Below are 12,619 nucleotides of genomic sequence, written 5' to 3'. Positions count from 1 at the left end.
GGGTGTGTAGCTCAGTTGGGAGAGCGTCGCCCTTACAAGGCGAATGTCGGGAGTTCGAACCTCTCCACACCCACCATCTTATCGATGTAAAAGATGAGTCTGATGAGACTTTAAACACTTACTGTTGGAGCAGTAGTTCAGTTGGTTAGAATACCTGCCTGTCACGCAGGGGGTCGCGGGTTCGAGTCCCGTCTGTTCCGCCATCTTTCTTAAGATGTAAAACAGCGAAGAAGTTCTTACTTCAAAGCGGGTGTGTAGCTCAGTTGGAATTCGTTCCTACAAGGCGCATAACCACCGGGAGTTAATAACTCCACATCTACCTAAAGATGTAAAACTATATGGGTGTGTAGCTCAGTTGGGAGAGCGTCGCCCTTACAAGGCGAATGTCGGGAGTTCGAACCTCTCCACACCCACCATCTTATCGATGTAAAAGATAAGTCTGATGAGACTTTAAACACTTACTGTTGGAGCAGTAGTTCAGTTGGTTAGAATACCTGCCTGTCACGCAGGGGGTCGCGGGTTCGAGTCCCGTCTGTTCCGCCATTTACTTCTGATAAGAGTGAATTGGTTTAGATATACCATCAATAGATGGGTGTGTAGCTCAGTTGGAATTCATTCCTACAAGGCGCATAACCACCGGGAGTTAAGAGCTCCGATCGAAAGATCTAAAATTGCGTTGGGTGTGTAGCTCAGTTGGGAGAGCGTCGCCCTTACAAGGCGAATGTCGGGAGTTCGAACCTCTCCACACCCACCATCTTTTTATCCTTAGTAAACCTCTCTTAATTGTCTGATTTATAAATCTTTTTCTTGTGTTTATGTCTCATGGTTTTGGTGACCAATCTGTGACCATATTTATTTCAAATATGTTGTGTGACCTCAGTGTGAATCGACCAATCTGTGTCATCAATGACAATTCCTTTTTTTATTGCCACATTTCAAAGGTCTTTCTTGAGCATTTCTGAGATTTGCACTAATGAAGCACCAATCTTCTAGCTCTTCCTTTTATCGTACTTTATTTCACCTTATAGACTCTTGATATCTCTCTGCTAATTTGCCATTTATGCTGCTTTGTATGCTCGCTAGCTTTTGTGTGGGCTGATTTATGTGGACTTCCCAGACTTTACTAGACACCTATTAACGTTAAAATTTAGTTAAATAAGAGGTGTTTTATGAAGTCTAAGCTACTGGAGCTAATAAAGCTGAAGCCATTCAAAATACTATTGAAGGGCCGGTAAGTTCAAGTTGTCCTGCTTCAATATTACAAATGCACCCTTACGTTACAGTAGTTATGGATGAAGAGGCGGCTAAAAGCTTAAGGAATATTGATTTTTATAAATACACGGAGTTAGAAAATCAAAATTTTATGTTGAGCCAACAAAGTAGAACCTATGATTCTAATTGAAATTAATAATTTTGGAATCATAGGGTGAAAATCAGAATGAAATAGCTAGACAAAGAGAGTTTATTGGAAATAATTATCAGATTTACCATCTAAAAATATTCATTTAACACTGCTTAAATTATATGTGCCTAAATAAATTAAATTTCTATTTAGGCACATTTTGATTTTTTATATTCCAGAAATTTGTAATAACATACGTACACCAGTAATAAAAAGAACAATGCCAAATGCTTTTTTCAACTGAGCAGCGTTGAGTTTATTACCTATTTTTGCGCCTATTGGTGCAAAAATAATAGTCAGTGGGATAATTAATAAAAATGCAGGCAAATTGACTAAGCCTATAGTACCAATCGGAGCATCAATACGACTACCGCCAACAGTAAGGAGAGTAACAACACCAGGTAAAGCAATTAATAACCCAAATGCAGCAGCAGTACCAACTGCTTTGTGAGCAGCGACATTGAAAAGAGTTAGTAATGGGACCCCAATTGTGCCACCGCCAATTCCAATCATCACTGATAAGCCTCCTACGCCGGAAGCCATAATACTTTGACCTAATTTACCTGGTAATTTACTAAATAGTGCCGGAGCACCAGCACGAAAGAGCATGTTTATGCTGACAGCAATCGCAATGATAGCAAATAAAAGAGTGAGGATATTACCTGGTACATTTGATGCTACAAGGCTACCTAGTATGGCAAATATTAATACGAATCCACCCCAAGACTTCAAAATATCAATATCGACATTGCCTTTAATGTAATGCGCGCGAATCGATGAAATAGATGTTGGGACAATGGTTGCTAAACTTGTTGCTGTAGCAATTGCAATTGCAGATTCAGGGCTAACATTGAAAGGTTGAAGTAAAAAATATAACACCGGAACAATTACTATTCCGCCACCAACACCAAGTAAGCCAGCTAGTAATCCTGCGAAAACCCCAGTGATTACTAGTGCTATAATAATTGGCCAAGCGGCTAAAATTTCATTCATAAAAACCTTCTTTATTTTTAAGGGAATTAATCTCAATTTATCAAAACTTATAATGGAATGTCGGCACATTACCTTCTTATAAATATGCCGATATTCCTGTCTTGCTTACATTAAAAACCAGCTGCTTGGCCATCTTTACGAGGATCAGAGCCTGCGGCATAACCTCCGCTTTCAAAGCGCTGGACAATTTGAGCTCCGCCAAAACCAAAAGCGTTATCAGGTGCTTCAACTGTAATTTTGTGACCCAGGCGTACGAGTCCATCGATAAGTGATTTTGACATTGTTGGTTCACAAGCAACTTCAAGTCCTTCTACCATACGCCAGCGAGGAGCGTCTGCTGCTACTTGAGGGTCTTGATCCCAAAGTTGAGTGCGTAATAAGAGTTGAACATGACCTTGTGCTTGTATTGGTCCTCCCATCATGCCAAAGGCCATTAGAGGTTTGCCATTTTTCATTGCAAAGCCTGGAATAATAGTATGAAAAGGGCGCTTACCAGGAGCAACCTGATTAGGGTGTCCTTGTTTATTGGTAAAACCAAAACCTCTATTTTGCATCGATATTCCAGTTCCTGGAACAACAACACCTGAACCAAACCCCGAATAGTTTGATTGAATAAAACTTACCATCATGCCTGACGAATCACCTACATTTAACAATACGGTGCCACCCGTTTTAGGCGCGCCAGCTTCGAAGTCTTGAGCTTTATTTATATCAATGAGCGCAGCACGAGATTTAAGATATGCTGTATTAAGTAGATCATCTTCATCTATGTCTTTCATATGATCACGGTCAGCAACATAAGCATCAAGGTCTCTATAGGCAAGTTTAATAGCCTCGATTTGTAGATGAACTGCTGTTAGGTCATCAGGTTCATAGTTGCGTATGTTTGTATGTTCAAGGATACCAAGTGCCATTAATGCTGCGATTCCTTGACCGTTAGGCGGGATTTCATGGAGTTCAACATTATCAAAATTATGGCTAATTGTGCCGCACCAGTCATTGCGATGGGAAGCTAAGTCGCTCACAGTCATAGCTCCACCGTTTGATTTGGCAAAAGCTGCAATTTCTTCAGCAATTTCACCTTCATAAAAAGCTTTCCCATTTGTTTCTGCAATGGCTCGAAGGGTTCTTGCTGCGCCTGGGTTACGAAATCGTTCGCCTGCTCTTGGTGCGCGTCCATTTGGCATAAAAGTTTCCGCGAAGCCAGGTTGATCTTTTAGTATTTCAGCACCTTTAGCCCATGCTGCACCAACTACAGGAGAAACAATAAAGCCTTCTTCTGCATAGCGGATAGCAGGAGCAAGTAGGGTTGAAAGGTCAAGCTTTCCAAATCGTTGGGATAGAGTAACCCAAGCACTTACTGCACCAGGAACGGTTACTGAATCCCAACCATGTTGAGGCATACCTTCGGTAAAGCGTTCTGGAGTCCAATTCGCTGGAGCTCTGCCAGAGGCATTGAGACCATGTAATTCTTTGCCGTCCCAAAGAATACAGAATGCATCTGATCCCAAACCACATCCTGTAGGCTCGACAATTGTTAGAGTTGCTGCAGTAGCAATAGCTGCATCAACGGCATTACCACCTTGTTGTAAGATCGAAATTCCTGCCTGAGTCGCCAATGGCTGAGACGTCGAGACAATATTTTCCGCAAGAATAGGTGAACGGCGAGAAGGGTAAATTGGATCATGACGCAGGTTCATTAGAAGTCCTTTGGTTTGTTTTACTATTTTTAAGATGGCTTCGGATTGCCCAAACAATAGAAAGCACTGCAGCTACTAAAAAAATTAGACTAATAGGGCGGCTTATAAATAAGCTCATGTCAGCGTCGGTCATAAGAGCTCGACGTAGATTAGTTTCAGCGATTGGACCTAAAATTACACCTAACACTAATGGTGCAAGTGAATACCCTAAAGCTCGCATGGCATAGCCGGCTATACCGATAACAATTAATAGGTAAAGGTCTGTTACTCGGTTATTAAGTGCAAACGCACCAATGACACAGCAGGTCATTACGACAGGTACGATTGCCCATTTTGGCACTTCAGTAATTCGCAAAAAGAGACGCATTGAAAAAACAGAAACGATTAGCATCATTAGTGATGATACAGCCATAGCGATAAACATACCGTAGACTAAATCGCCATGATCAAGGATTAAGCGAGGGCCTACTGAGATACCATGTACCATGAGTGACGCCATTAAAATTGCATCAACTGCAGATCCTGGAATACCAAGTCCGATAAGTGGAATCAGCCCCCCTCCAGCGGTTGCAGAATTGCCTGCTTCTGAAGCAACAATGCCATCCGTTTCACCTTTACCAAATTTCTCAGGGTGTTTTGATGAGCGTTTGGCTTGGTCATAGGCTAATAAATTCGCGATAGACCCCCCTGCACCTGGAAGCGCTCCAATTAGAACTCCGAGGATTGAAGACCGTAATAAATTCACTGGTCGCATCAATACTTCTTTAAATACTTTCCACGTCTGAAAATCTATTGCGCCAGTTACTAATGAATTGCCAGAACGTATATTTTTAGCATCTTCTACTTCAGAGGTAAGTTGTGAAATTGCGAAAATACCGATTAGCACGACAAGAAATGGGAAGCCGGTTTGTAGCATTTCGATATCGAAATCAAATCGTGCTCGACCTAAAATAGGATCAGTTCCAACGGTTGAAATTAGAAGACCAACAAGGCCAGCAAGCATCCCACGAACAATTGATTTGCCAACAAGGCTGCCAACAATGGTTAATGCAAAAACAATGAGAGAAAAATACTCCCAAGGACCAAGCTTTACAGCAAACAGTGCAAGTGGTGGAGCAGCAAAAATCAGAACGACTGTTGAAATTATTGTTCCGAAAAATGATGCCCAAACACCGATAGATAATGCGCGCCCTGGTTCACCGTTTCGTGCCATAGGGTAGGCATCAAAAGTAGTTGCAACTGATGAGGGTGTGCCTGGTATTCCTAACAATGCTGCAGAAATTAAACCTCCTGTATATCCACCGACGTAAACGGAAAGCATGACTGCAATGCCTTGTAGTGGCTCCATAGCAAATGTAAGAGGAAGGGTTAAGACAATTGCCATAGTAACAGTGAATCCTGGTATGGCGGCAGCAACAATACCCGCGATGGATCCAGCAAACATATAAATAAGCGTCGAAAACGTAAATATTTGCGTGGCACCGATGAGAAAGTCATTCATGTTAAAACACTCCTCGTGGAAGAAATACAGTAAAGACTTCAGAAAAGAGCCAATTAAGTCCGAAAGAAAAGACCAGTGCAGTGATTAAAGCAATCACAATTGACTTAGTGGTACGAGGCATCAAAATCACTTGAACTGAGAATATAAAAATCATGCTTGCAATTGAGAAACCTATAATAGGAATTACAAGGATATAAAGTGCTAAGGAACCTAGCGTTATAAATACTAAATAACGACGACACATCCAGGCTTTCATCTCAGTATAAAAGCGACCGTAACCTAGGTAAGGAATTTTGCGTAAGGAGTCAACGATGGCAACCAAAGAGAGCAGCCCAATTGCAGCACAAACAATTTTTGGAAAAGCGCCAGCTCCAAGTGTTTCAAATCGTGATGTTGGTATCTCACTCGCCGCAAAGAATAATCCAACAGAGGCTATTAGAATAATAAAATAACTTAGCAGGCGGGCAACTTCGCCCGCCTCCATAGCTTTATCATGACTTAAATTACTCATGGAGCAAGTACCGCAGATAGTGATGTTACAGTTTCTTGTAGTGAGTGAAGGTAAGTTTTATATTCTTCTTGACCACGAAATCCAACATTCGCACCGGCGTTGTTTGTCTGCTTGATATAGTCAGGGTCTTTAGATAGTTTTTCGAGTGCTACTTCGAGAGTCTTTCGAACTTCTGCAGGAGTACCTTTAGGGACAACAATACCTCGGGTTACATTTAACTCTAGGTTCTGTCCTAGCTCTGTAAATGTTGGAACATCTGGGGTTTCGTCCATCCGTTCAAGTGACCCAACGGCAAGAAAAATTAGATCGCCATTATCAACGAATTGCTTGGAAGAGCTGACATCTCCTATAGCGGCATCAAGGTTTCCTCCCACGAGAGCTCTCACTCGTTGTCCTGTCCCTTCGTAACCAACATATTTAAATTGGAGACCGAATGCTTGCTCGATCATAGCTGCATGAAGATGTGGTACGCCAGCAAGAGTGACTCCCATTGTTACTTCACCCGGATGAGATTTAGCAAAGGAAACGAACTCTTCAAAATTGCTATAGTTCTCATTTTTTCCAATAACAAGATATTGTGGAGAAGATGTCATCAATGCAATAGGTTCAAAATCATCCCAAGTAAGATCAGTAATACCTGTTTCTGTTGCTACAAGAAGACCTTCGTGGATTTGGCTAATGGTATATCCATCAGCATCGCGACGAGATGTTTCACGTAGGCCAACAGTTCCGCCTGCTCCAGGCATATTGATTATTGGCATTTTCACGCCAAGAAAAGGCTCCGCGTTATTAGCGATTAATCTCATTAGAGTATCTGAACCTCCACCTGGAGACCAAGGGACGATAAATTCAACTGCATGCTCTGGGTAAACTTCTGCATTACTTGGTGTCGCGAACGTCGCTGCTAAGGTAATAATAGCCGCACTGATTTTCATGGAAATACTACCGTTTTTCATTGAAACACTCCTGAGTAAATGAGGCCGCAGTTTTAATGCCGCAGCTAGGGTTACCAATCGATACTAACACAAGTAAAACGTAGGGAAAGCTCGAATAATTTGACATTATGTTAAGTAAAACTTATCTTAGCTTTATGGATACAAAACAACTTGAAACACTTCTCGCTATTGAACAGTGCGGAGGATTCGCTGCCGCAGCAAAAAAAGTGAACATTACTGCCTCTGCAGTGAGTCAGCAGATCACTTCATTAGAATCGGAACTTGGTGCGACACTTTTTGACCGTACCTATCGCCCTCCAATGCTTACCGCTAAAGGGGAGGAGGTGGTGCGTTCAGCTCGAGCGATATTGCAGATTATGACTGAAACCAAGACATCGGTTTCAGGTATGCAGGTGCGTGGAACTATCGCGTTTGGTTCACTCCGGACAGGGACAAATTCATTGGTTCCACGGTCACTTGCAAGCCTACGCAAGACTTATCCTGAATTAAGCTTTCGATTGCGTATCGGTATGTCTGAAGAGTTGATGAATGAAGTAGTTTCAGGGCAGCTTGATGCTGCACTTGTTGCAGACTATGTCGCTGTTCCGCAAAGCTTGACTTGGACTCCAGTTGTTAATGAGCCGCTTGTGGTTCTATTGCCGAGAGGGACAGGTGCAAGGACTCTTGAGGAATTGGTAAGTAAAATGCCCTTTATTCGCTACCGCACACAGGTGCAACTTTCTCGGCAAATCGATACTGAGATTGCACAACTCTCATCGGAGCCAATAGAAGTCGTATCAGTTAATACAATGACTGCTGTGGTGGGTTGTATTCAAGCAGGACTTGGTTTTTCCATTGTTCCAAAAATGGCGTTACAGGATACGATTACTACTTCACTTGACTGGTTTCCGTTTGGTTCTCCGCCGATTTATCGAAGGCTTGGTGTTGTTCAGCGGGAAAACTCAAGCCGTAAAGATGTTCTTGGTGCACTTATTGTAGCGTTAGAGCATCAAGGTCAAAAAATGTTAGAGGATATCTAGGCTGCACACATATAGTTAACTTTTGAGAACTTCTTCCTTTCTAACCAATTTAGGTGAATAGACAAAGGTTTAATCCATTTACCTACCGTGTCCCGTATTCGCCGACTTGTAGTGCCTCAGAATTTGAAGCTAGAGGGGAACTTGCTCGGTTTGGATTTTCCGTCTTAGAATTTTAATTAATGAACATCACGTACTTTCTGTAGAGCGACAATAGCAGCACTGGTTCGGTTCTCTACATTCAATTTCTTAAAAATCTGAGCAAGGTGAGCATTAATGGTATGAGGACTGATACTTAAAATAATGGCAATTTCTGCATTACTCTTCCCCTTTGCTAACCAAGTGAGTACTTCTGACTCTCTTTCTGTTAAGTTGAAAGCGGCTTGTAGGATTGGCTGCTCTTGTATGAGCTTCAAGTCTATAATTTTAAACAAATGATCATTTTTTGCGTCTCGGCTAATAAAACTTAATTCAATGGTTTTACCTCCTTTTTGTATTTTTACATGTTGATCTTGTGCGAAATTAGTCGCAAAAAAATCTCCCAGTTCCTTACTAAGCTCTGTTTTCAACCATTCCTCGCTAAGGTTGGCATTGCTCAGTAGGTGGTAGGCTTGAGGTGTTGCCCATTTGAATTCTCCTTGCTGGTTGGTGGTAATTAAAAACTGTCCCGAGGCATCTAGGGCTAGCCGTGCACTTTGGGTTAATTGAGCATTATTCAAATGGGCTTTAATCCGAACCAGTAACTCAGAACTGTTTACTGGCTTTTGAATATAATCGACACCACCCGCTTCAAAGCCTTTAAGAATACTTTGCGTGTCACTTAAGCCTGTCATGAAAATGATCGGTATATGCTCTAAATGTGCTTGGGACTTCAATTCTTGACAGGTTTCGAAGCCATCCATTCCAGGCATAAGCGCATCCATAAGTATGATATCTGGCGTTATACTTCGAGTAATATTAAGCGCTTGATTTCCTTCTAGAGCCACAAGTACCGTCAATCCTGCTTCGTCAAGAGTGTCGTTAATCATTCCTAAGGAGTCCGGCGAATCATCGACAACCAAAACCAAATCCTTTTTCTGCTGAGGGAAAATCATAACCAGTCCTCCATTTTATTAATAAAGGCTGCAAACTGAAATTGCTCTGCAAGGGCTTTTAGCTCGTCCACACCTTGAAAGTACTCCATCGTCGATAATTTATTTCTAATCGCATTTAAATTACCTATTTTAGCAAATTCAATGAGGCGCTCTACGTCTGTCCTATTCAGGCGGAAACAGGACTGAGCCCCCATTTCCTCTTGAGTGATTATTTCATCGGGTAAGAGTATTGGTGGTTCATGTAAGAAATCTTGATCCCTTCCATTATTTTCTTGGTCTGCAAAACGCCACCTAATTCCTGTACATTGTTTGATTTTATTAAGCAGGTCTAAATGTTTTAAAGGCTTGATCAAATAGCCATCACTAGGGTTTTTGTCTAAGGGGGTATTGGTGTTGGCATTGGCAGAAATCATGATAATAATTACCTTAGCGTATTGGGCGCGTATCTTTTCTGCCAGTTCCCAGCCACTGATGCCTGGCATGGAAACATCTAATAAAAAGATATCAGGTGTCACAGGAGAGTGAGGTAGCATATTGAGACATTCAATACCGTTGTTTGCCGCAATCACATCAAAACCTATTGGTACCAATAGTTCAGATAACAAGTTTCGGTGAGTTGGGTCATCGTCGACGGTGAAAATATATTGTTTCCTCCCGTGATAACCAATAATACTTTTTTCTGCTCTTACGTTGACCTCATTGTCTAATTCAAGATACTTTTCAATACTTGACAGTAGAAAGGAAACACTAAATTCACTACCTTTATTTGGTGTGCTGTTTACCTGTAAATCGCCCCCCATAATGTCAACAAGTAAGCGCGTAATGGTCAAACCAAGTCCTGTTCCGGCTATGAAAGGTTGATTAGGTTTTATAATGCGTTTAAAGGGCAAAAAGATTTTCTCCAGCGAGTCTTTTTCTATCCCTTCACCAGTGTCAATGACCTTAAACTTTACCACCTGGTTGCGATAACTTACTGAAAACGTAATGGCCCCTTGATGAGTATATTTTATCGCGTTAGATAAAAGATTAATGAGCACTTGGCGCAAGCGTTTTTGGTCGGCATTAACGGTGTTCGGTATTTTGGTTAACTTTTTGTAATGGAAGTTAATGTTTTTCTTTCTTGCTTGCATACTGAACATGCTAACTAATTGATCTAAAAGATCATTGAGTTGTACATCATTCCTTTCTATGTGTAATGTGCCAGCTTCAATGCTGGAGATATCCAGCAACCCTTCAATAATATCAGCAAGGTGTTCACTACTGTGCTTTATCGTAGAAAGAGCTCCTTTGCGTTGGATAGGGATATCGTTTGCATTTTCGAGTAATTGAGCGTAACCCATGATAGCGTTTAAAGGTGAGCGTAGTTCATGGCTTATGCCGGTTAAATAACGGCTTTTTGCAAGATTTGCAGCTTCGGCGAGTTCTTTGGCTTTTTGTAATTTCAGGTCTGTTTTACTGTGAGCATCAATCTCTTCTTGTAACCTCTTTGTTTGCTTTTCTGTCTCTTGATGAGCAATTTGTCTAGACTCTCTGGCCAACGAAAACATCCATGCTACAACCCCAAAAACCATTAACAAAACCAAAAACACATTTAACAGTGCCGCGGCAATAGACTGGTCGATAACATCATTATCCAGATGATTTTTTTCTAGGATAATCTGCCCATAAACCAACAATAACACCCCAGCAATAACAAGACTGTTCAATAAAAAAAGCCAGAAAAAATGCCCTATGCGGGTATTCACAAGTTTGACCCATGAGGCGGGTAAAATGCAGCTGAAAACATCAATAAACTGCTCGGATAGACGCGATCGTGTTTTACACATATCTCCGCAACGAACATCCAGTGAGCAGCATAATGAGCATATATGGCCTGAATAAGCTGGACAGATAGTGATATCTTCTTGCTCGAAATGGTAATGGCATATACTGCATTGTAATTCGTCATTTGTTGTGAAAATTACAGTGGGTCTGGCCAGATAATATTTTCCCTTGGTTAACCAAGCGATAGCTGGGGATAAAACAAAGGTAGTACCCAAAGCCACAAAGGAAGAGAGCGCTTGAAGGTTTGTACCAAGTAACCCTGTGTGACAAATAAAGCCAATTATTGACGCTCCCAGCATAGATCCCATACCGACCGGATTAATGTCATATAGATGTGCGCGTTTAAATTCAATCCGGGCAGGTCGCAACCCTAATGGTTTATTGATAATAAGGTCTGCAACAAGAGAGCCTACCCATGCCAAAGCAACAATCGCATAACCCCCTAAGATGCTTTCTAATACTCGATAAATACCTAGTTCCATAAGTAGGATGGCAATAACAACATTGAATACTAACCAGACAACGCGACCAGGATGGTTGTAAGTTAATCGAGAAAAGAAGTTCGACCAGGCAATCGAGCCTGCATAAGCGTTAGTGACATTGATTTTGAGTTGTGAAATCACCACAAAAATACCGAGTAAAATCAGACTAAGTTGTTCTGAATTGGTGACATAACTAAAGGCTAACCTATACATTTGGTTTGGGTCTTCTGCTTGCTCTGGCGTCAGTCCATATTGAATACAGAGTACGGCAAGAAAAGAGCCAATTAATAATTTGATCGCCCCGAAAATGATCCAGCCAGGCCCAGCGATAATCACTGACAACCACCAGCGTTTACGGTTTGTTTTTTCTTTTTTAGGTGAAAAACGCAAGAAATCTACTTGTTCGCCTATTTGCGCAATCAGTGAAAAGAGCACAGAAGCCGCTGCACCAAAAGCTAGAATTGAAAAACCGCTTGTACCTGTGCTGAACTCGTTAGTAGGTTCAAAATTCACCCATGTTTCAATCGCTTTTTCATGTTGGTAAAAAATGCAAGCCAAAGGAAGGATTTGTAAGGCTAACCAAATGGGTTGACTCCAAACTTGGAAGCGACTAATGAGTGTAATGCCATGTGTCACTATCGGGATTACCACTACACTACTAATAATGTAACCAATAGAAACATTGATATCTAAGGTAAGTTCCAGTGCAAGAGCGAGAATACTGGCTTCTAGTGCAAAAAAGATAAAAGTAAAAGACGCATAGATTAAAGATGTGACAGTTGACCCAATATAGCCAAATCCTGCGCCACGCGTTAACAGGTCAATATCAATGCCATACTTTGAAGAATAGTAAGCAATAGGAAGACCTGTCAGAAATATAATAATACTAACAATAGCAATGGCCGCAATAGCGTTAGAAAAACCGTGGCTTAAAGTAATTGCACCACCAATCGCTTCTAAAGCCAAAAAGGAAATAGAGCCTAAAGCGGTTAATGCGACTTTACCTATGGACCAGCGTCGAGCGGATTTAGCCGTAAATCTAAGGGCATAATCCTCAAGGGTTTGGTTAGCCACTAATTGGTTATAATGCTTTCGAACTCGAAATACATCTTGTGGTGCTCTACTCATTTATTAAACCTT

The 12,619-nt window shown here is 41.4% G+C and carries 8 protein-coding genes and 5 tRNA genes; 6 read left to right on the top strand and 7 right to left on the bottom strand.

What is annotated here, in order from left to right:
• The 5 genes from ABJF92_RS00830 (at position 1) to ABJF92_RS00810 (ending at position 754) form a co-directional block, all read left to right on the top strand.
• A tRNA-Val gene (locus ABJF92_RS00830) sits at positions 1 to 76 on the top strand.
• A 50-nt stretch (positions 77 to 126) separates the two neighbouring features.
• Positions 127 to 203 (top strand) — tRNA-Asp (locus ABJF92_RS00825).
• Between the two features lie 137 nt (positions 204 to 340).
• Positions 341 to 416, top strand: a tRNA-Val gene (locus tag ABJF92_RS00820).
• Between the two features lie 50 nt (positions 417 to 466).
• Positions 467 to 543: transfer RNA gene (locus ABJF92_RS00815), tRNA-Asp, on the top strand.
• Positions 544 to 678: 135 nt separating this feature from the next.
• Positions 679 to 754: transfer RNA gene (locus ABJF92_RS00810), tRNA-Val, on the top strand.
• A gap of 816 nt (positions 755 to 1,570) precedes the next feature.
• Here ABJF92_RS00810 and ABJF92_RS00805 read toward each other — a convergent pair.
• The 5 genes from ABJF92_RS00805 to ABJF92_RS00785 form a co-directional block, all read right to left on the bottom strand.
• Complete coding sequence (locus ABJF92_RS00805; RefSeq protein WP_446813951.1) at positions 1,571 to 2,395, bottom strand: sulfite exporter TauE/SafE family protein; 825 nt, start codon at positions 2,393 to 2,395, stop codon at positions 1,571 to 1,573.
• A 110-nt stretch (positions 2,396 to 2,505) separates the two neighbouring features.
• Entirely contained in the window at positions 2,506 to 4,095 is a 1,590-nt protein-coding gene (locus ABJF92_RS00800; RefSeq protein WP_446813950.1) for a gamma-glutamyltransferase family protein, read from the bottom strand.
• Entirely contained in the window at positions 4,079 to 5,596 is a 1,518-nt protein-coding gene (locus tag ABJF92_RS00795) for a tripartite tricarboxylate transporter permease (protein ID WP_446813949.1), read from the bottom strand. The genes ABJF92_RS00800 and ABJF92_RS00795 overlap by 17 nt, the downstream gene beginning before the upstream one ends.
• A gap of 1 nt (position 5,597) precedes the next feature.
• Entirely contained in the window at positions 5,598 to 6,107 is a 510-nt protein-coding gene (locus ABJF92_RS00790; RefSeq protein ID WP_446813948.1) for a tripartite tricarboxylate transporter TctB family protein, read from the bottom strand.
• Positions 6,104 to 7,063, bottom strand: coding sequence for a Bug family tripartite tricarboxylate transporter substrate binding protein (locus tag ABJF92_RS00785; RefSeq protein ID WP_446813947.1), 960 nt, complete (start codon positions 7,061 to 7,063; stop codon positions 6,104 to 6,106). The genes ABJF92_RS00790 and ABJF92_RS00785 overlap by 4 nt, the downstream gene beginning before the upstream one ends.
• A 107-nt stretch (positions 7,064 to 7,170) precedes the next feature.
• Here ABJF92_RS00785 and ABJF92_RS00780 point away from each other — a divergent pair, with 107 nt between their 5' ends.
• Positions 7,171 to 8,082, top strand: coding sequence for a LysR family transcriptional regulator (locus ABJF92_RS00780; RefSeq protein WP_446813946.1), 912 nt, complete (start codon positions 7,171 to 7,173; stop codon positions 8,080 to 8,082).
• A gap of 176 nt (positions 8,083 to 8,258) precedes the next feature.
• On the opposite strand, the gene ABJF92_RS00775 is transcribed toward ABJF92_RS00780, so the two are convergent.
• Both ABJF92_RS00775 and ABJF92_RS00770 read right to left on the bottom strand, forming a co-directional pair.
• Positions 8,259 to 9,173, bottom strand: a complete 915-nt coding sequence (locus ABJF92_RS00775; RefSeq protein ID WP_446813945.1) for a response regulator — start codon at positions 9,171 to 9,173, stop codon at positions 8,259 to 8,261.
• Positions 9,170 to 12,607: a hybrid sensor histidine kinase/response regulator gene (locus ABJF92_RS00770; RefSeq protein WP_446813944.1), complete on the bottom strand. Its 3,438-nt coding sequence runs from the start codon at positions 12,605 to 12,607 to the stop codon at positions 9,170 to 9,172. The genes ABJF92_RS00775 and ABJF92_RS00770 overlap by 4 nt, the downstream gene beginning before the upstream one ends.
• Positions 12,608 to 12,619: the final 12 nt, after the last annotated feature.

Origin of the sequence: Marinomonas sp. (assembly GCF_039940335.1) — a bacterium.
Lineage (GTDB): Bacteria > Pseudomonadota > Gammaproteobacteria > Pseudomonadales > Marinomonadaceae > Marinomonas.
The sequence above is the reverse complement of the archived record's forward strand: the minus strand, read 5'-3'. Positions and strand labels throughout refer to the sequence as shown.